Below are 21,234 nucleotides of genomic sequence, written 5' to 3' on the forward strand. Positions count from 1 at the left end.
GGCATCGTTCGTGCGAATCGACGACCCGACTCTTTCGAAAACCGCACCAACGAGGCTATGTCCCGGTACTCCCAAACCGGAGGTATGCAGCGACGCCACCTTCTCGGAACTATTTGTCTGGCTTCTACGGTGTCGGTAGCCGGTTGTCTCGGAGACGATTCCACGACCGCGTTGGATCCGCCGGATCATGACGCGGACCCCGAAACGTTACCCTATCCGACACACGGCGAGGAACTTCCGACGGCGACGCTGCCGTCGCCGCTTCACGATCGATCGATATCGACGACGGAGTTCCTCGAGGAACGAGAAACCTTGCTCACCTTCGTCTTCACCCGCTGTCCCGGCCCGTGTCACTCGCTCACCTCGAGTCTCGCACACGTTCAGGCCGACGCGCTCGAGAACGGCTACGCCGACGAGGTCGCGCTCCTCCCGACGACGTTCGATCCCGAACACGACACCCCCGAAGAACTTCGATCGTTCTCCGAGTCAAACGGTGCGGATCCGAACGCCGAGAACTGGCAGTTCCTCCGGCCCGAATCGACATCTGAGGCGGCGGCGGTCATCAACGACGGCTTCGGCGTCGGGTTCGAGGAAGTGCCGATGGGGGAGGTCAACCACGATGACCACGACGACCAAGAGAGCGCCGATGACCACGATCAGGACAGCGACCACGACGAGCAAGAAAGCCACGACGATCACGATCAGGACAGCGACCACGACCACGATGACCAAGAGGAGCAGGAGGGCGACGACCACGATAGCGGCCACGACGACGATGACGAAACGACGTTCGTCCACGGAAACCTCCTGTTGCTCGTCAACCGCGACGGCTACGTCGAGCGAGCGTACGGTCGCCAACCGCCCCGGCCGGACGAAGTCCTTCGTGACCTCGCCGACGTGCGCGATCAGTTCGCATGAACAGACGCGACGTACTCGCGGGTCTCGGAAGCGTCGGTGTGCTCGGCACCAGCGCGGTCGTCTACTCGAGATTTCAAGCCGACGGGGACGTCGATCCGGTGACGGTCGAAACGCTCGAGGCTCCCGGTAGCGAAGCCGGCGAGACAACCGTGCCGGAAGCCGGTCGCGTCACGTTTCTCGAGGTGTTCGCCACGTGGTGTTCGACCTGTCGCGGGATGATGTCGACGTTACAGGAGGTCCACGAACGGACCGACGACGTTCACTTTCTTTCCGTCTCGAACGAACCGCTCGGAGCGACCGTCGATCGAACGGACGTGGTGGAGTGGTGGCGGGCACACGACGGATCCTGGACCGTCGGAGTCGACGCGGATCTCGTCTTGACGTCCGAACTCGACGTAAGAGCCGTCCCCGCCACGTTCGTTTTCGATGAACAAAATCGGATCGTCAACGCCGACACGGGGACCAAATCGGCCGATACGTTGCTCGAGTGGATCGAATCCGCACGAGTGTGATCGCGATGGCGTCCTCGGGGGTGTCAAGTTCGCTGACCGCGCGAACGAGAGCCCGGAACGGGGATCCTTTTCGTCGTGAGCCTCGCCGCGTACCGTCGACGGGGCACGACGCAGTACCTCTTCGTTAGCGTCGCCGTCGGGGCGCTGTTCACCCGTTCGATCGTCGGCGGGGGAACCGTACTCGGCTACGTCCCGATGACGGTCCACCATTTCCTCGAACACAGTCTCGATTTCCTCATCGCGGCGATTATTCTGTACGCCGTGTACGTCCACGCGCCCGGATCGTTCACCGATGCGGAGTCGTGACGCGTCAAGACGGATCGCGAGCTGTCTACGATGCCGTGAGACATCAGTACGGAACCGTGATGCGTTGGGACGCACCCGCGCCGCGCCGACCGGCGGTCGCGGGAAAGCGTCGTAGTCGGACGATTCGGCGACTGCGATCCATCTCGACGGTGATTGTTTCAATCGCAACTTCGTCTTGAGAACCAACAAAAAACCGCTTCTCGAGAAATACGAGCTCCGGTCAGTCCTGGCCGTTCAGGGTGATATCTGCAACGCCGATGATCCGTTCGTCGGCCTCGAGTTCCTCCCGCGCTTCGTCGGGCACGGCGCTGTCGACGTTGTAGACGGTGAGCGCTTCGCCGCCGATCGTTTCGCGGGCGTTGAACATGCCGGCGATGTTGACGCCGTGTTTGCCCATCACCGAGCCGATGAGACCGATGACGCCGGGCTCGTCGGTGTTTCGCGTGATGACCATTCGGCCGTGGGGGATCGCGTCGACGCGGTAGCCGTCGATGCGGACGATTCGGGGGTCGTTCCCCGCAAAGAGCGTTCCGTCGACGGAGACTTCCGAATCGCCGTTGCCGACGGTGACCGAGATCAGGCCCTGGAAGTCCTCGGCCTGTCGGGTCTTCGATTCGGTGACGTCGACGCCGCGGTCCTCCGCGATCTGGGGCGCGTTGACGGCGTTGACCTGCCACTCGAGGGGTTCGAAGACGCCCTTGAGCGCGCTCGCGGTGACGAACTCGATGTCTTCGTCGGCGATGTCGCCTTCGTAGGTGACCTCGACGCTCTCGATGCGGCCGTCGAGTAGTTGTGCGGAAACTTTGCCCGCGGTTTCGGCCAGGTCGATGTAGGGTTCGACGCGCGGGAACGCGCTCTCGTCGATCGAGGGCGCGTTGAGCGCGTTCGCGACCGGCTCGCCTTCGATGGCGGCGACGACCTGCTCTGCGGTCTGAGTAGCGACGTTCTCCTGGGCGGCTTCCGTCGAGGCACCGAGGTGTGGCGTGACGATCACGTCGTCGACGTACAAAAGCGGCGAGTCCTCGGAGAGCGGTTCCTCGGCGAAGACGTCGAGTGCGGCCCCCTCGAGGGTGCCGTCTTCGACTTTCGCCGCGAGCGCGTCCTCGTCGACGACGCCCCCGCGGGCGCAGTTGATCAGGTAGCCGCCCTCGAGCAGTTCGAGCTCCTCGTCGCTGATCAGCCCTTCCGTTTCGGGGGTCAGCGGCGTGTGAACCGTGACGAAGTCCGCGGCCTCGAGACACTCCTCGAACTCGACGAGCTCCGCGCCGATGCGGTCTGCGCGGTCCTCGGAGATGTAGGGGTCGTACGCGACGATGTCCATACCCATCGAGTCGAGCTTTTTGGCGACCTCCTGACCGACGCGGCCGAGGCCGACGACGCCGAGGGTCTTGTCGTCGAGTTCGGTTCCGAGGTAGTCGCTTTTGGCCCACTCGCCGCCTTTGAGGCGGACGTGTGCTTGCGGAATCGAGCGCGCGGCCGCGAACGTCATCGCGACGGTGTGCTCGGCGGCGGCTCGAACGTTCCCTTCCGGCGCGTTCGCGACGATAACGCCCTCGTCGGTCGCAGCGTCGATGTCGATATTGTCGACACCGATTCCCGCGCGACCGACGATAGCCAGTTCTTCGGCGGCCGCGAGGACGTCCTCTGTGACTTCGGTTCCCGAACGAACGATCAGTCCGTTGGCGTCCGAAATCTCCTCGAGGAGCGCCTCGCCCTCGAGTTCGTATGCCGTTTCGACTTCGTAGCCGGCGTCCCTGAGTACCGCCAAGCCCGCGTCAGCGATAGGGTCCGTGACCAGAACCTTCATGCGCGAGTCAATTGCGTCGATAGGGTAAACCCTTCCGTTGTGTCCGAAGCTGGCGAAAGTTGCCGCCGTGGCCGATCAGCCGTTCGATAGCCGTTGACGCCGCCGTCGCGAATCGTTCCCGTTCGTGTGACCATCGGCCTCGGACCATATCCGATCGTCAGGTCGATGTGACATCGGGTTCTGATTCCGTAGCGTCGCGCTCTTCGTACGATCCGTCGTCCGACTGCGAATCCGTCCCTGCTGTAGACTCGGTTTTCCCTTCGGAATCCGTTCTTCCCGCGGAACCGGTCTCCGTTAGCGGAACGTGACACGCCGACCGCGTCGCTCCGATCTGACGATGGTCGGGTTCTACTGACGCACACTCCGGTTGCGCTCTCGGACACCGCGTGTGGAACGCACAGCCGTTGGGCGGCGAGACGGAACTGGGGATCTCGCCCTCGAGGCTGGTTCTGTTCGACGCCTCTCCGAGCGACGGAATCGCCTCGAGTAACGCCTCCGTGTACGGGTGCGTCGGCCGACCGAACACCTGCGCGGCGGGGCCGACTTCCATCAACTCACCGAGGTACATCACGGCAATGCGGTCCGCGACGTGTTCGACGACATCGAGGTCGTGGGAGATGAGCAGGTACGTGAGACCAAGCTCTTCTTGGAGATCCAACAGGAGGTTAAGGATCCGCGCTTGCACGGATATGTCGAGCGCCGAGACGGGTTCGTCGAGGACGAGAAGGTCCGGATCGAGCGCGATCGCACGGGCGATCGCGACGCGTTGAATCTGGCCCCCGGAAAGCTCGTGAGGATAGCTCTTTGCGTAGCCGGACGCCAATCCGACGCGATCGAGCAGCTTTACAACGCGTTCCTCCCGACGGCGTTCGCTCCACCCCCGAGCGCGCATGGGTTCGGCGATCGCCGCTTCAACCGTCATCCGCGGGTTGATACTCGACCGCGGATTCTGGAACACGTATCCGACGGTTGCGAGGGTCTCCGCCGACCGTTCGCCGACCGCCCCCATCTCCGCGCCGTCGATGCGGATCTCTCCCGTCGTCGGCGTCTCGAGGCCGGCGACGAGGCCAGCCACCGTCGACTTCCCGCTCCCGCTTTCGCCGACGAGGCCGAGCGTTTCTCCCGAGCGAACCTCGAGATCGATGTCGGAGACCGCCGTGAGGGTTCGCTCGTTCCCGAGGATCCGATCGAGGATCGTGCCGTCGAGATCGAACCGCTTGGAGACGCCGTCGCACTCGACGAGGGGCTCCGCGCCGGAGCGTTCCTCGGCCCGTTCGGTCCGCGACCGCTCGCGACTCGAGGCGGTTTCCCCCATCGAGGGGAAGAGTTTCCCCATTGAGGGATTCGAGTTGCCGCCCCGAGTTCCGTCCGCTCGACTCGAGTCGAACACGACCGGTTCGGTACACGCCGCGGTCCCGCCGGTGGCTCCGTCGATCTCCACGTGTGGTATCTCGCGGGTTCGACACGAGTCGGTCGCATGGGGACAACGCGGCGCGAACGAACAGCCGGGTCGCTCCTCGAGCAGGTCGGGGACCGATCCGTCGATCGTGGGTAAGGACGACTTTCGTTCTGACTCCTGGGTCAAACACTCGAGTAACGCTCGCGTGTACGGATGGCGCGGGTCCTCGAGGATGCGTTCGGTCGGGCCGGTTTCCATCACTTCGCCCGCGTACATCACGACGATTCGATCGCAGATGTCGGCGACGACGCCGATGTCGTGGCTGATCAGGACCATCGCGAGGCCGCGCTCGTCGTTGAGCCGTCGAAGTCGCTCGAGGATCTGTGCCTGCGTCGTCGTATCCAGCGCCGTCGTCGGTTCGTCGGCGATCAGGAGGTCGGGTTCCGAGGCGAGTGCGATCGCGAGGCCGGCCCGTTGGCGCATTCCACCCGAGAGTTCGTGCGGATACGCATCGACGCGGTCGTCGGGACTTGCGATCCCAACCGCTTCCATGAGTTCGACCGCCCGGTCGCGCTTTTCTCGCCAGTCGGACCGGCGGCTGAACAGGGGAGCGTGGAGGTAGTCGAGGAGCCGCTGGGAGTCCGGTTCGTCGTGGACCTTGAGCGATTCGGCGATCTGTTCGCCGATATCGAAGACGGGGTTTAACGTCTCTGTTGGGTCCTGAAACACCATCGAGACGGCGTCGCCGCGAAGCCGTCGAAGCTCCCGGGGCGACGCGTCGGTGACTTCGGTCCCGTCGATCCGGACAGATCCCCGGACGATCTCGCCGGGGTCCTCGAGGCCGACGATAGAGCGGGCGGTGACGGACTTGCCACAGCCGCTCTCGCCGACGACGCCAACGATTTCGCCGTGGTCGACGGTAAAGGAGACGCCGTCGACCGCGCGAACGATTCCGTCGTGCGTCTGAAACTGCGTGTGGAGGTTTTCGACGGTGAGTAGTTCGGTCATAGTTACGTGATTTTCTCGCTCGTCGCGTCGTGTTTCGGATCGAGGATGTCCCGGAGTCCGTCACCGAGAAGGTTGAACCCGAGGACGGTGAGCATGATCGCGACGCCAGGGATGTTTGCGATCCACCAGGCGTCCCGGAGGTAGTGCCGGCCGGCCGAGAGCATCGTCCCCCATTCGGGCGTCGGCGGCTGTGCGCCGAGGCCGATAAACGAGAGTCCGGCCGTTCCGAGGATGACAGTTCCCAGGTTCAACGTCGCCAAAACGATGACCGGGCTGGCGACGTTCGGCAGGAGGTGTCGGATCGTGATTCGGAACCGAGAGACGCCCATCAGCTGTGCCGCCTGTACGAACTCGCGTTCTTTCGTCGAGAGTACGCTGGCTCGGACGACCCGGGCGTAGGACGCCCAGCCGACGACGGCGAGTGCGATCATGACGTTTCGCAGGCTCGGGCCGAGGATGCCGGCTATCACGAGCGCGAGGACGAGCCCGGGAAACGCGAGCTGAACGTCGACGAGTCGCATCAGCAGTTCGTCGATCCAGCCGCCCGCGTACCCCGCGAGTACCCCGATCGTCGTCCCGAGGACGAGCCTGATCGCGGTAACCAAAACGGCGATCCCGAGCGAAAGCCGCGCCCCGTATAATAGTCTCGAGAAGATGTCTCGCCCGAGCTGGTCGGTCCCGAACGGGTGGGCGAGCGAGGGCCCCTGGAGCCGGTTGGGAACGTCCTGAGCGGCCGGATCGTAGGGGGCGACCAGCGGGCCGAATACGGCCGCGATGACGAGCGTTCCGACGATAGCCAGTCCCGCGATGTTGAGCGGATCCGCGAGGAACGCACGGAGTTCTCGAGAGGTTCGTACGTCTCGATACCGTGTCCGGAGGGAACCCACCAGGTCGTTCACGCCGTTTCACCACCCAGGGAGACGCGCGGATCGAGGTACCGATAGCTCGCGTCGACCAACAGGTTCGTCGCGACGAATATCAGGGCGGTGAACAGGGCGATCCCCTGGACGACGGGGTAATTACGCTCGAAGACTGCATCGACGAGTAACATGCCGAGCCCGGGTCGTTGGAAGACGATTTCGACGACGACCGCGCCGTTGAGGAGCGAACCGAACTGGAGGCCGACGATCGTCACGACGGGAATGATCCCGTTTCTGAACGCGTGTTTGTAGACGACGATCCGCTCTCGGAGCCCTTTCGTCCGAGCCGTATCGATGTACGGATCCTCGAGAACCTCGAGCATCGAGGTTCTGACGAGTCGCGTTACGATGGCGGCCATTCCGGTCCCGAGCGTGAGCGCCGGCAAGACGAGTTGGCTGTAACTGCCCGCACCGGCGACCGGGAGAACGCCGAGCGTCAGCGAGAAGACCAGGATGAGGAGGTAGCCGAGCCAGAAGTTCGGCATCGAGACGCCGATCAACGCGCCGAATTGGCTGGCGTGGTCGACGGCGGAGCCTCGATGGACGGCACTCAGGACGCCCGTCGGGATCGCAATCACGAGCGCGACCGCCATCGACACGACGGCCAACTCGAGGGTTAGCGGAAGCGCGTCGACGAGCAGCGTCGACACGGCGGTGTCTGTGTAATACGACGAGCCGAGGTCGCCCCGGAGCACGCCGCTCAACCAGTCGAGGTACTGGATTGGAACCGGTTCGTCCAAGCCCCGTTCGGCACGGAAAGCGTCGATCTCCTGTTGGGAGGGCTGGCGCTCGAGTTGCTGGCGGAGGATCACCTCAGCCGGATCGCCGGGTGTCAAAAAGACCAATCCGAAGGTAACGATCGAGACGCCGAACATGACCGCGAGCGACGTTCCGAAGCGATATGCGAGGTAGTTGTACATCGGTGGGTTCGCTCCTTACGACTCTCTCCGAAGATCGGTCCACTCGGTGAGTCGATCGATGGGGTGGTGGCCGATTCCTTCGATGGCGGCGTCGGCGGCGACGACGTACTCCTGAAAGTAAAGCGGGATGACGACTGCTCCCTCCATGATCTGTCGTTGAGCCTCGACATACGCCGTCTCTTTCTCGTCGGGCTCTCGAGACTGGAATCCCGTCTCGATCAGTTCGTCGACCTCTCCACCGAGGTTGTGGAGGCCAGTTCCCTCGTTCTCGTATCGATCTATGTTGCTGATGCCCAGCGAGTGGAAATTTTCCCACATGAGGTAGTCGGCCGCCGGACTGTTCGACTGCGATCCTCTGATCCTGAGGTGGAACTCGCCGCTGTCGACGCGGTCGTCGAGGGAGGCCTGCTCGAGCACTTCGACGTCGATATCGACGCCGATGTCGTCGAACTCTGAGTCGAGTCGCTGGGCGATGAGACCGCCGTCGTCCATGTCGTTTTCGACGAGACAGGACAGCGCTTCCCCGTCGTAGCTCGACTCGTCGACGAGCTCTCGCGCGGCGTCGTGATCCCGTTCGTAGTTCGGCAGTTCCTTGTCTGCGGCCCAGTCGATTACCGTCGAAATCGGCCCGCGAGCCGCGATTCCGATTCCCTCGAGCAACGAATCGACGATCTCCTCCTGCGAAATCGCGTGATTGAGCGCCTGCCGGAGCGCCGCGTCGTCGGTCGGCTCGTTGTAGAGGTTGACCGAGACGTACGTCGAGCCCGGCGACTGTTCGGTCTCGAGGGCGATGTCGTCGTCCGCTCGGAACGAGGAGACGCGACTCTTGGCAGGGTCGTAGATGATATCGACATCCCCCGACTCGAGGAGGTTCGTCCGCGTCGTCGCGTCTTCGGCCGCTCGGAACGTGAGGCTGTCCGGACCTGGTTCGCCACCCCAGTAGTCCTCGAACGCCGCGACCTCGAGTTGTTGGCCGTTGTCGATCTCCTCTAAAGTGAACGGGCCGGTTCCGATGACGTTACCCTCCCTGGGTTCGGCTTCGGGCGGATGGATGTCGATCATGTTGTGAGCGATCGTTCCGGGAAACCCGGGGAACGGTTCGGTGTTTTCGAACTCGACGGTGTAGTCGTCGATCTTTTCGACGCTGTTTGGCTCGAGGTGGAGCCAGCCGTAAACGAAGTCGCCACGCTCGGTCAGGATGTCGTCCTCGAACGTCGTGACCACGTCGTCGGCGGTCATCTCCTCACCATTGTGGAAGCTGACTCCCTCGCGCAGCTCGAACACCCAGGTGGTGTCGCCGGTCGCTTCCCAGTCGGTCGCCAGCCACGGCTCGGGCTGCATGTCTTCGGTTCCCCAGACGAGCGGTTCGACGACTCGCGTCCAGTAGGGGCTCATACCGCCCCAGTTGTCCCACGAATCGCCGGCTCCGGTCGGGTCCATGTGCGGAACGATCGTAAACGTTCCCGGCTCGTCCGTACTCCCTTCCGCACAACCCGCGAGTCCTGAAACTGCGGCGGCACCGATTCCACCAAGCAACTGACGACGTGATACTGTCGAGTTCATCGTTTTAATAAGATATGGGAATACATTAATAAGATTTGCTAATTTGATTAGTGGTATAATTATAACCAAGGCCGTTTGGTGTGAATGCACTGCGGGTGGGCTCAACGAGACGAAGCGATTGACCGTCGATAGCGGCAACCATGAAAATCAGTTTTCAGTAGTGAAAGTTAGATTGTAAAGCTACCGATCGATCACCGCTCACGATGTCCGAACGGCGGAAGAATTCACAGGTGAACGACGGATCCACGAAGAACGCTCCCGGCTACTATCGGCGAACGTACTAACCGATGTTCGTCGAGTCGTTTCTGTCGAGAACGAGATCCGTACTAGCGAACTGCAGGCCGTGTTCCACTGCGTCGTAGCTCAAAATCGGTCGTTCGACCGCTCGAAAAAGGGGTGCGAGGGCCAAACGAATGCCGGAAATTGTGACTGTCCTGGATACAGAACGATGTTCTCGAGAAGTGAATCCTGAATGTTCCTATAGCAGAATCGACCCCCACATCGTAACCGCGACCTGCCCGATCAGGAGCATCAGCGCTCCGCCGAGTCTCGAGGACATCTGCGCGAACGCCATCAACTCCATTCGCTCGGCGGCCGCGAGGGTCGCGACATCACCCGACCCGCCCATGTTGACCATACAGAGGCCGCCACAGAGGGCCGCCTCGATCGGGAACATGCCGAAGAGGTAGCCGACGAGTGCGGCACCGACCGCGCCGCCGATGACGACGAGGATCACGATGGCGAAGTACGTCGGCGTGATCATCTCGATGAGGACGTCGATATCGATGAGCGCCATTCCGATCGCGAGCAAAAGCGGGCCGACGAATCCGGCGACCATGAAGTCATAGAAGTGGCCCGCACCGTCTTCTAACCGATCCGGAAACACCTGTGAAACCTTGATTCCGACCGCGAGCAGGATCATGATCGCGAACGGATGAATCGGGATGATGTTCGCGAACAGATAGCCGAGTATCAACAGTCCCATCGCGATCATCCACCCCGTGACGATCGTGTCCTCGGTGAGCTCGACGCCGGAATCTTCGGTCTCGGAACCGGATTCTGGCATCCACTTTTCTTCGGGCATGACGACGCCGTCGCCGCTCAGCGACGGGCGAACCTTCCCGATTCGGTTCGCGATCGCGGCGAAGAGGATTCCGGCCATATTGCCGAGGATGATCACGGGAGCGATGATCGAGAACATCTGTTCGAAACTCGTCCCCGTCTCGCTCGCGTAGATTTCGCTCAGCGGGATCCCGCCTGCACCCATCCCACCCCCGAAGACCGGGATCAGTATTGTTAGCAGTGCATCCAGTCCGCCGTAGCCCAGAATCGCCCCCGAAACGTAGGCCGTCAACGCGGCGACGACCAGCCCACCAACGACGGCTGGAGCGTATATCGGAAGCGCCTTGACCAGATACGACCGCGGCATCGAGAGGATGCTTCCCGTGATCAACGCGGCGATGAACCAGTCGAGCATGTTCGAGCTATCCTGCAGGAAGCCCTCGATGGTCTGGTACGACTCCGCGGGGATCAGCGAGAAGTAGTTTATCAGCAGTCCCAACACGAGACAGAGAACGAGTCCGCCGCCGAACCACGTGCGCCAGACTGGAACTCGATCGCCGATAAAGACGGTGATCCCTGATATGACGAGCAAGAAGGCTGTCGCGCCGACCATGTCGTCCGGAAGGTCGCCGGTGAAGACGGCGGTGAGTACGGTGAGAAGCAGTGGAAGGTAAATATACAGCGGGACGCCGTAGGCAATCTCCGCTCGGAGGAGAGATGATTCTGAATTGTTCCAATATTGATTAATTGTATTATACATTCACATTAGCACTGTCAACCCGTAGCATTAAGATATTCTGATTGAATAGAACATGATTATTTACCATGTGAGGCTGAATAAAAAGACTGAGAATCGGGTATAGATGGTCCCAAAATCAGTTTCTCCGCAGTTTCGACTTCTTCTTCTCAAAAGATAGTTTTCCTAATGCACTGATAATTGTGTGCTATGGAGAACGTACTGATCGTGCAGACTGGAGACGCGATCGATGAGACACTTTTCAAGACGGCAGCAGAACACGTCACGGGAACCGAAAAGGAGGTGCTCGTCTGTGTTTCAATAGATGCCGACCGAATCCAGAACGAACTACAACGTCAGGCCAGACCGGATCGAACCCTCGAGGAAATAAAGCGAACCAGACAGGCGAACGCGGCGGACCTCGCGGACGAGGTCTTCGGTTCGAACATTCCGTATACGGTTCGCGAAGTCGTCGGACGGATTCCAGACGACATTCTGGAAATCGCGGCGGAACGAGAGTGTGATCACGTCTTCGTGAGCGGAAAAGGCCGCTCGCCCGCTGGAAAGGCTATTTTCGGTGACGTTGCACAATCGGTGATCCTCGAGTTCGACGGCCCGGTCACCGTTCTCACGTCCTGACGGCTGACTACTACCGTTCTCACGTCCTACCCTGCTCGTGATTGGGTTCGGCATCGCTGGGAGTCCTCGATTTTCGCTTTCGGAGGCCTATTCCCGCTCAGACCGTCACCATCACCGCGCCGATGACGATCAGTCCGGCACCGACGACGACGCCTCTCGTCACCCGCTCGAGATCCCGGAGCAACACGGCCGCGAACACGAGGGTGAAAAACGGTGCGGTCGCGACCAGCGGATCCACGATGGCGATTCGGCCCGCCTCGAGTCCCAGTGCGGCCATCAGCGACAACATCGCGACGCTCGTTAGGAGCCCGGCACCGACGAAATAGGTGTAGCTCTCTCGCGGTCGCGAGAGGATTTTTCGCCGATTCGTGGCGAGCGCGAACGCGACGAGTGCGACCAGCCCTGCCGTCTCGTTTATCGCCACCGCCTCAAGCGCCGAAATCGGGCTCTCGAGCATCCCGTACCGGCGGGCGACGTTGGCGACGGCGAACGTCACCGCGGCGGCGAGGGGCCAGAGGAGGTCTCGTGGTTCCCAGCCCGCCAGATCGCCGCCCCTCGAAGTCGTAAGCACCGAGAGGCCGATCACGATCACGACGATCCCGAGGCCGGTTATCGGCCCGAACGGCTCCTCGAGGACGACCAGCGCGATCAGCGCCGCGAACAGCGGCCGCGTGCTCAAGATCGCGCTGTTGAGACTCGCGCCGACCTTGTCGACGCCGACGAAAATCGCGATTCGACCGATGCCCGTTCCGATGACGCCCGCGAAAACGAAGACGGCGGCGACCTCGAGCGTTAGCCCCGAGAACGCGCTCCGGCCGTAAAGAACGACGATGAGGAGCCAGTAAACGGTCGAGTCGACGAGCACGACGACCAGCGACGCCTGAACCGAATCCCCGCCCGCGGCCATGCCGCGTTTGTCGAAGATCGGGGAGAACCCCCAGAAAAGCGCCGTGAGCATCGCGAGAGCGACGGCCTCGGGAGCGGCCCCCGTCACGGCAGACCACGCTCCGCCGCACCGACCGTCGCTCGAGTCGAGTTCATCGTCGGAGGGTGGGGAGACGAGTCGAATTAGTGTTCCCCTTCCGGACGCTGGTTCCCGCGCCCGTTCCCGGCTGTTGGCCCCGCCCACGCTTTTGGATGTTGCCCTCGCACGCGCTTTCTGATGTTTCCCTCGCACCCGTTTTTTGTGTTGCCCTCGCCCGCTCGAGGAGCGAGATAATGACCAATCCTTTATCTGTCGACTGCTGACCCACAGTCGATGGTGGGCCGTCGCCCTCAAGGCCGGGGAAACGACGCCGACGAGTACGGTGTCGACTCCTCGCGGTATACGCTCTCGAGATACCTTTCCCCGTTCGTTCCCGCAGCGCTCGCCAAACGGGCGGTCGTCGTCTCCGTCTCGACTGACCGGGACGTGTACGAACGCGGCGACCCCGTCGAGGTAACCGCCGAGTTCAAGAACCGGCTTCCGGTTCCGATCGAACTCTCGACGCCGAGCCAACGCCGTTGGGGATGGAGCGTCGACGGCTTCCTTGAGGCGAGCGACGAGCGGCTCTACACTCGATCGTCCCCCTCGACGTTCCGGTTCCGGGGCGGCGAACGAAAACGCGTTTCGTTCGTCTGGAACGGTCGACTCGAGTACACTCGCGGCCGACACGAATCGGTCCGTCCCGAGCCGGGCAAACACGACATTCGCGTGTTCGTCGCGACACAGGGAGAACGCGATCCGAGCGATACGACGACGATCACGCTCGAGTGAGGCCTCGTGACTGTCAGTAGCCGCCGATTTTCTCAACCGAGAGCACCTCACAGCATGGTTTTATTCTCTGGCGACGTACTGTGTCCGATGACCCGATGACACCTCGAGAAACCTACCCCCAAGAGCGACAACGCGAGCGAACGGGTGACCGCGCTCGTCGCGCCCAACTCGAGCAGGTCACGGAACGCCTCGAGGCGACGGAAAGACGGCTCACACAGCTCCAAAACACGGTTCGAGCTGTCGCCCGCGAAGCGGACGTTACGGTGAGCGGACCCTGCGGGCGCTGTGGTCGAGTCAACCTCCTCGTCACGGACGGAACGCTACACTGTCCCATGTGTGGCTATCGTCGATCGCTGTAGAACTCGCGGCAGATCGTGCGTTTTCCACGATCTCACTACTCTTCTCGAGTCGTGTCTCGTCGGTATCGCTTCAACTAGAAGTCGGCTATCCACGAAACTCCTCGAAGAGGCGGTCGTGATTGTACCTCAAGGCGTACCGGTGGAGCCATTACCGGTGGAGGTGACAGGCGGCGAAGTGCGTCTCGTCGCTGTGTTCTGACTCGAACTCGTAGCTCGGACGCTCCTGTGCACAGATGCTCTCCTCGGCGAAGCTCTCGAGTAGCAGTTCGGTCGCCTCGGTCCACGCTTCTCGAGTCTCATCCGGTTCGAGTTCGTCCTGATCTTCTCGTCCCGCCGCGACGAGTCGGATCGCTTCGTCGACGATTTCTCCCGCTTCGCCTCTCGGAGAGACATCCCCGAAGAACCGCTCGCGGATCTCCGACTCGTGTGCCGGTTCGAACGTCCGGCGCTTGACCGCGCGCATAAACGCCCGCGTCGCCTCCCACTCTCGCTCGGCGAACTCGTAGGCGTCGGGCGCGATCAGCTTCGGACACCGTGTCCGGAACCGACAGCCCGAGGGCGGGTCGATCGGGCTCGGCACTTCGCCCTCGAGTACGCCTCGAGCCCCCTCGTCCCGCGGATCGGGGACGGGGATCGACTCGAGCAACGCCTCCGTGTAGGGATGCTGTGGATTCTCGAACAGTTCCGTCTTGTCGGCGAGTTCGACGATGTGTCCGAGGTACATCACCGCCACGCGGTCGGAAATGTGGCGAATCACCGAGAGGTCGTGGGCGATAAAGAGGTAGGTCAGGCCGAACTCCTCCTGAAGCTCCTCCATCGTGTTCAGCACCTGGGCCTGAATCGAGACGTCCAGCGCCGAAACAGGTTCGTCACAGACGATGAAGTCGGGATCGACCGACAGCGCTCGAGCCAGATTGACCCGCTGGCGCTGGCCACCGGAGAACTCGTGTGGATACCGGTTATAGTGATTGGAGTCGAGCCCGACTTTGTCGAGCAGGAACTCGGCGCGATCCCGTCGGAGCGTATCCTTCGACGCCGCGACGGAGATGTCGACGTGAATCGCCCCCTCTCCCGACACCGCAACGTCTGCCTCCAGCTGATCCGGGACGCTCGCGGTAATCTCGCCGTCCGCGTCTCGAGTCACCCGGACCGGAACGGTCGCAACCTCGTTCTCCGGATCGACCACCATGTCGATATCGTCGGCAACCTCGACCTCGATCGGTTCCGATAGTTCGGTTGCTTCGACTTCGGCCGTCGTTTCGACCTCCGGATCCGACTCCGGCATGCCGTGGGCCTTCATCGGCTCCTCGACGATCTGCCCGACTTTCATACGGGGGTCGAGCGACGATTGGGGATCCTGAAAGATCATCTGGATCTCCGAGCGCTTCTGGCGGAGACGTTCCCCGCTCAGTTCCGCGAGATCCTCTCCCTTGAACTCGATGCTCCCGTCCGTCGGCTCGAGCAGTCGGAGTATGGTCCGTCCGAGCGTACTCTTCCCGCAGCCGGATTCGCCGACGAGACCGAGCGTTTCCCCCTTCTCGATATCGAACGAGACGTCGTCGACGGCCTTGACCTGGTCCGTCCCGGTACTAAACGGCGGGAACGACCCGGGGTCGAACTCGAGGCCCGCGAGCAGTCCGGAATCCGAGCCGAAGTGCTTTTTCAAGCTGTCGACCTCGAGTACCGTATCGCCCATCTCGATGCGTTCTTCCTCCTGGGGTGGTGCGTCCTGACTTCCGACCGAATCACTCATCGTCCTCACCTCCGGCACCGCTTCCGGCGGCCGCAACCACGTCCGGTTCGGCGTCGATCGGCGGGCTCTCGTCGTAGCCGACGTCGAAGGCGTCGCGCTTGAGACAGGCCGACCGGTGCGGGTCACCGTCGACGGTGTCGACGACCTTCGGGTCCGGGTGAACGCGCGTACAGACTTCCTTCGCGTCGGGACAGCGCGGATGGAACCGACAGCCCGACGGCGGATTGATCGCCTCCGGCATCATGCCCTCGATCGGCTCGAGTTCATCGACCGTTCGATCGGGTCGGGGCATCGAGTTCAACAGCGCGTTGGTGTAGGGATGGCTGGTCTCGTAAAAGAGCTCGTCGACGGGCGCTTGCTCGACGATTTCCCCGAGATACATGACGTTTACTCGGTCGCAAATCTCGGCAACGACGCCGAGATCGTGGGTGACCCAGATGAAGCTCGTGCCGTACTTCTCTTGTAGATCATCGACGAGATCCAGAATCTGGCCTTCGACAGTCACGTCGAGGGCCGTCGTCGGCTCGTCGGCGATGATCAGGTTCGGTTCGCAAGCCAGCGCCATCGCGATGAGCACCCGTTGGCGCATCCCGCCGGAGAACTGGTGGGGATACTCCTCGTAGCGCTCTTCCGGGTCGGGGATCCCGACCTCGCGAAGCATCTCGATCGCTTCCTCCTTGGCCGCCGCCCCCTCGAGGTCGCGGTTGAGTTCGATGAACTCCCGAAGCTGTCCGCCGACGGTAAACACCGGGTTCAGCGACTCCATCGGATCCTGAAAGATGACCGCGATCTCGTTGCCGCGGATCTCCCGGCGCATCCGTTCGGGAGAGAGCATATCCTCTCGCTCGCGAAGTTCTCCGTCAGGGCCTTCCTCGAGGCCGAAGATCGTCTCGCCGTTGTAGGTGATTTCCCCGCCGACGATTTCGCCCGGGCTATCGATGAGTCGCATCAGACTCATCGAGGCGACGCTCTTGCCGGCCCCGCTTTCGCCGACCAGCCCGACGATTTCGCCCTCGTTGACTTCGAACGATATTCCGTCTACCGCGCGCACTGTGCCTGTTTCCGTGAAGAACTGCGTCTTGAGATTCTCGACGCGTAGGAGTGGTTCAGTCATTGTTAGTCGTCAATTTGGGGATCGAGCGCGTCCTGGATGCCGTCGCCGAGGAGGTTGAACCCCATAATCGTGATCAAGATTGCGAGTCCGGGCCAGATCGAGAGCCAGATGTTCGAGAGCATGTGCCCGTGAGACACTCGGAGCATCTCGCCCCAGTCCGGCGTTGGCGGTTGGGCTCCGTATCCGAGGAAGGAGAGCCCCGCGACGATCAGGATCGTCACGCCGATCTGCAGGGTTGCATACACCATCACCGGCGCGAAACTGTTCGGGATGATGTGTCTCAGGATGATGTTGTAATCTTTCACGCCTGAGGCGCGCGCCGCTTCGATGTAATCCATCTCGCGGACGCTCAACACTTCGCTTCGGATGATTCTGGCGAACACCGGTATGAACGCGATCCCTACCCCGACGATAGCGAACTGAATGTCCGGACTTCCGCCGCTGATCAGCACCGTAAAGACGATGATGAGGACCAGCGGTGGGATGGCGTAGACGATTTCGACGGATCGCATCAGGATGTCGTCGACGATACCGCCGTAGTAACCGGCGACCGCGCCGATGATCGTCCCGCCGAGCAGGCCGATGAGCGTCGAGAAAATCCCGACGCTGACGGACACTTGCGCCCCGTAGACGATACGGCTGAGATAATCCCGTCCGTCGGGGTCGGTTCCGAGCGGGTGGGTTATCGAGCCGTCGGCGTGGAACACCGGCGGCTGGTTGCCGTCCGTCTCTCCCGGCGGCGGGATCCGCTCTGGATCCTCGAGAAGCGGGAGCGCTTCCGCGAACGTAAAGTCGGACACTCGCCCGAACGTGATGACCGACAGGTTGCTGTCGATCGCCGTGTACGCGGAGATGAACAAGACAACACAGACGACGTACAGTCCCCAGCGTGCAGTCGTGTCTTCTAGGACTTTCGAGATCGTATAGCGCCAGCCGTACTGGTTCTCAGTGCCGCCGCCCGAACCGTCGCCGACTTCGCTCTGTGATTCGATGGACATGATTATTCTTCCTCCCCGTAGGTCACTCGCGGATCGATGTAGGCGTAGGAAATGTCAGTGATGATGACGCCGATCACGAAGATGAATCCGATTACGATAGTGATTCCCATGATGAGTTGATAGTCTAACTCCTGGATCGCCTCGATCAACAGCCGGCCCATGCCGTTGATGTTGAACACGTACTCGATGAGGACGGCTCCGCCGAGGGCCGTCGAGAGGTTGAGGCCGATAATGGTGATGATCGGCAACTGCGCGGGCTTGAAGGCGTGCTTTCGGAGAACCCGCCGCTCCGGAACGCCGTAGGCGCGTGCGAGTTTGACGTACTCTCCCTGTAACGAGTTGATCATCTGCGTTCGTTCGACGCGCATCAACGTCGCCATCTGGAGTGTTCCGAGCGCGATCATCGGCAACAGGAGGTGCCGTAACACGTCATAGAAGTGGGCGAGATACCCGAAAAAGCTCGTATCGGCGGGTGTCCGCCACGGATAGACGAGCCCGCTCGAGGGAAGTACGCCGAGAGTGACCGAGAAGATCACGATCAGCATGATGCCGATCCAGAACGACGGCGTGCTGACCCCGAACAGCGCGACGATTCGCGAAATGTGGTCCGCGGGCTCGTTTCGTCGCTTGGCGGCCAGAATGCCGAGCGGGATCGACGTCACGATTGCGAACACGTACGCCGAAAGGACGAGCAAGAGCGTCGGTCCGATTCGGTCGAGCATCAGATCTCGTACTGGTCGGTCGCGGTGAATGCTGTGTCCGAAATCGCCCTGTACCAAGCCGGCCATGTAGTTGAGATACCGCTCGTGGAGCGGTTGATCGAGGCCGTATCGTTCTTCGACCGTCCTGACGAGGTCCTCGTCGACTTCCTGTCCGTGGAGCATCAACTGCACCGGGTCTCCGGGTGCGAGATTCGCAAGAATAAACGTAATAAGCGTAATCCCGATCAGAACAGGGATCGATTGAACGAGTCGGTAGATCGTGTATCGAAGTAGTCTCATCGAAAGTGTGTGTGCAAGTCTTTCATGGAACGGTAGCTAAATATTGCCCGAAATCAGTTGCGGTTGGACTGCAGTACGTCGATCAGTCGTCGTCGACCCAGACGTTACTGCCGTCCGAGACGATGTTCGGGTTGTACTGCATCTGCGGGTGCACGTGCATGTCCTTGACGTACTCCGCAGTGGCCATCGAGTTGTGTTCGGTGTAGGCTGGCAGAGCCGGTAGCTGCTCAATAACCTCGTCGATGAGTTCGATGTAGAGCTGTTCTCGCTCCTCTTGGTCGGCGGATTCGCGCGCTTCGAGGATCTTGTCGTGGAAGTCGCCCTGTCCTCCGTAGAAGTGCCCCTGATTGGTACTCTCCTGGCTCTCGTGGAAGTTGGGGTACAGGTAGTAGTCCGGATCCGGACCCCCCGTCCAGCCGACGATGTACGCTTCGTAATCGTCCGGGTCGCCGTCGCTGTAGATCGTCTCATCGAGCATCTGGCTGAACTGTCGCGTCTGGACCTCCATGTCGTAGCCGATTTCGTCGAGGCGCGAGGCGACGCGTTCTGCGAGCGTCGCTCGCTCGTCGTCCGGCGCGAGGAACGTCGGGTTCCAGTCGTCCGGCGCGTGCTCGTCGAGTAATTCCTGGGCGAGATCCGGATCGTACTCGGGGTAGGCCTCTTCCCACTCGTCGAGCGGGAAGTCCCACAGCTCGTTCGAGATGGGCGATGTCGGCGTCACGATCGGCATCGCCGAATTGTTCAGGTACGTCTCGACGTAGTCCGTCATCGAGAACGAGTGTGCGATTGCCCGTCGGACTTCGGGGATCGCCGTCCCTGCTCCCTCGTTGCAGTTGAAATAGACGTACGTGACGGACGGGCTTTCGGAAACGTGGACGCGAATGTCGTCGTCGTCCTCGAGGTTATCCCAGTCGTCGTTCGGAATGTCTCCGATCGCGTCGGTTCCGCCGCTCAGCACGTCGCTGACCCGACCCGGATCGTCGACGTTGTCTTCGAACCGAATCTCTTCCATGAGCGGTTCGGGCTCGTCCCAGTAATCGTCGTTGCGCTCGAGTTCGACGTACTCGTTGTACTCGAAGTCACTCCACATGAACGGCCCGGAGCCGACCGGGTTCGTGTTGAACTCCTCGCGGTCGTCGGTTCGAGTGTCTTCGGGAACGATCTCGACGGCCTGACTCATCGTCTCCCACGGACCGTACGGATGCTGGAGATCGACCTGCAGTTGGAGGTCGTCGATTACCTCGATATCGTCGATCATGTCGTAGGAGGAGATGTTCGGCGTTTCCTCTTCGACGGGAGCGCGGAACGAGTGGGCGACGTCCGACGCCGTCAGTTCGGTTCCGTCGTGGAACTCGATCCCGTCGTGGATCTCGTAGAGATACCGCGTTCCGTCGTTTTCGACGTCCGGATAATCGACGGCCACCTTTGGCTGTAGTTCCAGATCGTAGTCGTACTCGTAGAGCCCGTCGTAGATCAACATCGCGATCTGCATGCTGTAGGCGTCGTTCGAGACAACTGGATCGAAGTCCTCGGCCCGCTCGAGTTCCTGCGTGTAGATCATCGAACTGTCTCGTACGGCGTCCGGGTCGTCCGGCTCTTCTCGGTCGTAGTCGTAATCTTCGGGATCGAGAATTTCATCGTCGCCGTCGTCGTCACCGTTTCCACCGATACACCCTGCAAACGCCGCAGCAGAAGCTGCAACACCGGAGGCGAGCACCCGCCGCCGCGAAAGGTCTGATAGCTTTTTCGCCATTCTAGCATAGATGGTGCAATATTTCACTATATATGTTTTGGTAGAGCGCGGATATCCAACGCGATGTTCAGATATCCTACCGAGGTGATGCATGCATCAATGTTCCAATTTCACCATTTTACGTGGTTGATTATGATGATGAATATCTGTGTACATCTGGTTACCTATTGTGACTTTCCGGTCAGTAGCCCCGGGGCCGTAGTTCGTTTCACGACGTTCGTTCGACCGGTCGAGATCGAACCTGCGAGCAACCGATGACCTTTTTCACCCTCCGAACACTGTACGTCTGTATGGACTATCGAGCCGTCGAAACCACGGACGAGTACGTCGCCCGCCTCGAGACGGGCTCGGATTGGCGAGCCGAAATCGAAGCTCTCGCGGCCGACGTCGATGCGGGCGCGGCCTGGTTTACCGCACTCGGCGCCGTCCAGGACGCCGAACTCGCGTTTTACGATCAGGACGACCTCGAGTACTACTCGATAGACGCGGACGAGCCACTCGAGGTTGCAAGTTGCGTCGGAAACGTCTCCTGGCTCAACGGGGACCGTTTTGCGCACACGCACGTGGTCCTCTCGGACGCCGACGGCGAGACGATTTCCGGTCACCTCAACGAGGCGACCGTCTGGGCCGGCGAAGTGTACATGCGCGTCTTCGAGAACGATTTGGAGCGCGAACACGACGAGACGACCGATCTCGATCTCTGGCTCTGA

General features: G+C 61.4%; 19 protein-coding genes. 7 read left to right on the forward strand and 12 right to left on the reverse strand.

What is annotated here, in order from left to right; all coding sequences use genetic code 11:
• Positions 1-84: 84 nt before the first annotated feature.
• The 3 genes from QNM96_RS12495 to QNM96_RS12505 all read left to right on the forward strand — a co-directional run bounded on the left by QNM96_RS12495 (position 85) and on the right by QNM96_RS12505 (position 1,736).
• Positions 85-918, forward strand: a complete 834-nt coding sequence (locus tag QNM96_RS12495) for an SCO family protein (RefSeq protein ID WP_283836721.1) — start codon at positions 85-87, stop codon at positions 916-918.
• Positions 915-1,430 (forward strand): TlpA disulfide reductase family protein, encoded by a 516-nt coding sequence (locus QNM96_RS12500; protein ID WP_283836722.1) that lies wholly within the window; start codon positions 915-917, stop codon positions 1,428-1,430. The genes QNM96_RS12495 and QNM96_RS12500 overlap by 4 nt, the downstream gene beginning before the upstream one ends.
• 63 nt (positions 1,431-1,493) lie before the next feature.
• Positions 1,494-1,736: a hypothetical protein gene (locus tag QNM96_RS12505; RefSeq protein ID WP_345782531.1), complete on the forward strand. Its 243-nt coding sequence runs from the start codon at positions 1,494-1,496 to the stop codon at positions 1,734-1,736.
• A gap of 220 nt (positions 1,737-1,956) precedes the next feature.
• Here the strand turns inward: QNM96_RS12505 and serA are convergent, their stop codons facing one another.
• The 6 genes from serA to QNM96_RS12535 all read right to left on the reverse strand — a co-directional run bounded on the left by serA (position 1,957) and on the right by QNM96_RS12535 (position 11,175).
• Positions 1,957-3,543, reverse strand: a complete 1,587-nt coding sequence (serA, locus tag QNM96_RS12510; protein WP_283836724.1) for a phosphoglycerate dehydrogenase — start codon at positions 3,541-3,543, stop codon at positions 1,957-1,959.
• Between the two features lie 157 nt (positions 3,544-3,700).
• Positions 3,701-5,950, reverse strand: coding sequence for an ABC transporter ATP-binding protein (locus QNM96_RS12515; RefSeq protein WP_283836725.1), 2,250 nt, complete (start codon positions 5,948-5,950; stop codon positions 3,701-3,703).
• A gap of 2 nt (positions 5,951-5,952) precedes the next feature.
• Positions 5,953-6,849, reverse strand: a complete 897-nt coding sequence (gene nikC, locus QNM96_RS12520) for a nickel transporter permease (RefSeq protein WP_283836726.1) — start codon at positions 6,847-6,849, stop codon at positions 5,953-5,955.
• Complete coding sequence (gene nikB, locus QNM96_RS12525) at positions 6,846-7,790, reverse strand: nickel ABC transporter permease (protein WP_283836727.1); 945 nt, start codon at positions 7,788-7,790, stop codon at positions 6,846-6,848. The genes nikC and nikB overlap by 4 nt, the downstream gene beginning before the upstream one ends.
• Positions 7,791-7,805: 15 nt before the next feature.
• Positions 7,806-9,353 carry an ABC transporter substrate-binding protein gene (locus QNM96_RS12530; RefSeq protein ID WP_283836728.1) on the reverse strand — a complete coding sequence of 516 codons (1,548 nt, stop codon included), beginning with the start codon at positions 9,351-9,353 and terminating at the stop codon, positions 7,806-7,808.
• Positions 9,354-9,831: 478 nt separating this feature from the next.
• The gene (locus QNM96_RS12535) at positions 9,832-11,175 is read right to left on the reverse strand and encodes a 2-hydroxycarboxylate transporter family protein (RefSeq protein WP_283836729.1); all 1,344 of its coding nucleotides are present in this window, start codon (positions 11,173-11,175) and stop codon (positions 9,832-9,834) included.
• Positions 11,176-11,361: 186 nt separating this feature from the next.
• Here QNM96_RS12535 and QNM96_RS12540 point away from each other — a divergent pair, with 186 nt between their 5' ends.
• Positions 11,362-11,790: a universal stress protein gene (locus QNM96_RS12540; protein ID WP_283836730.1), complete on the forward strand. Its 429-nt coding sequence runs from the start codon at positions 11,362-11,364 to the stop codon at positions 11,788-11,790.
• A gap of 97 nt (positions 11,791-11,887) precedes the next feature.
• On the opposite strand, the gene QNM96_RS12545 is transcribed toward QNM96_RS12540, so the two are convergent.
• On the reverse strand, positions 11,888-12,784 hold the full coding sequence (locus tag QNM96_RS12545; protein WP_283836956.1) for a DMT family transporter: 897 nt from the start codon (positions 12,782-12,784) through the stop codon (positions 11,888-11,890).
• Positions 12,785-13,048: 264 nt separating this feature from the next.
• Here QNM96_RS12545 and QNM96_RS12550 point away from each other — a divergent pair, with 264 nt between their 5' ends.
• Positions 13,049-13,546, forward strand: coding sequence for a hypothetical protein (locus QNM96_RS12550; protein ID WP_283836731.1), 498 nt, complete (start codon positions 13,049-13,051; stop codon positions 13,544-13,546).
• A 95-nt stretch (positions 13,547-13,641) separates the two neighbouring features.
• Positions 13,642-13,905, forward strand: a complete 264-nt coding sequence (locus QNM96_RS12555; RefSeq protein WP_283836732.1) for a hypothetical protein — start codon at positions 13,642-13,644, stop codon at positions 13,903-13,905.
• 148 nt (positions 13,906-14,053) lie between these two features.
• On the opposite strand, the gene QNM96_RS12560 is transcribed toward QNM96_RS12555, so the two are convergent.
• The 5 genes from QNM96_RS12560 to QNM96_RS12580 all read right to left on the reverse strand — a co-directional run bounded on the left by QNM96_RS12560 (position 14,054) and on the right by QNM96_RS12580 (position 20,524).
• Entirely contained in the window at positions 14,054-15,601 is a 1,548-nt protein-coding gene (locus QNM96_RS12560) for an oligopeptide/dipeptide ABC transporter ATP-binding protein (protein WP_283836957.1), read from the reverse strand.
• Positions 15,602-15,650: 49 nt separating this feature from the next.
• Complete coding sequence (locus QNM96_RS12565) at positions 15,651-16,772, reverse strand: ABC transporter ATP-binding protein (RefSeq protein ID WP_283836733.1); 1,122 nt, start codon at positions 16,770-16,772, stop codon at positions 15,651-15,653.
• Between the two features lie 2 nt (positions 16,773-16,774).
• Positions 16,775-17,770: an ABC transporter permease gene (locus QNM96_RS12570; protein ID WP_283836734.1), complete on the reverse strand. Its 996-nt coding sequence runs from the start codon at positions 17,768-17,770 to the stop codon at positions 16,775-16,777.
• Positions 17,771-17,772: 2 nt separating this feature from the next.
• On the reverse strand, positions 17,773-18,771 hold the full coding sequence (locus QNM96_RS12575) for an ABC transporter permease (RefSeq protein WP_283836735.1): 999 nt from the start codon (positions 18,769-18,771) through the stop codon (positions 17,773-17,775).
• A gap of 82 nt (positions 18,772-18,853) precedes the next feature.
• Positions 18,854-20,524: an ABC transporter substrate-binding protein gene (locus QNM96_RS12580; RefSeq protein WP_283836736.1), complete on the reverse strand. Its 1,671-nt coding sequence runs from the start codon at positions 20,522-20,524 to the stop codon at positions 18,854-18,856.
• A gap of 290 nt (positions 20,525-20,814) precedes the next feature.
• Between QNM96_RS12580 and QNM96_RS12585 the strand changes: the two genes are divergently transcribed.
• Positions 20,815-21,234, forward strand: a complete 420-nt coding sequence (locus QNM96_RS12585) for a DNA-binding protein (RefSeq protein WP_283836737.1) — start codon at positions 20,815-20,817, stop codon at positions 21,232-21,234.

This window comes from Halostagnicola sp. A-GB9-2 (assembly GCF_030068615.1).
Classification (GTDB): Archaea; Halobacteriota; Halobacteria; order Halobacteriales; family Natrialbaceae; genus Halostagnicola.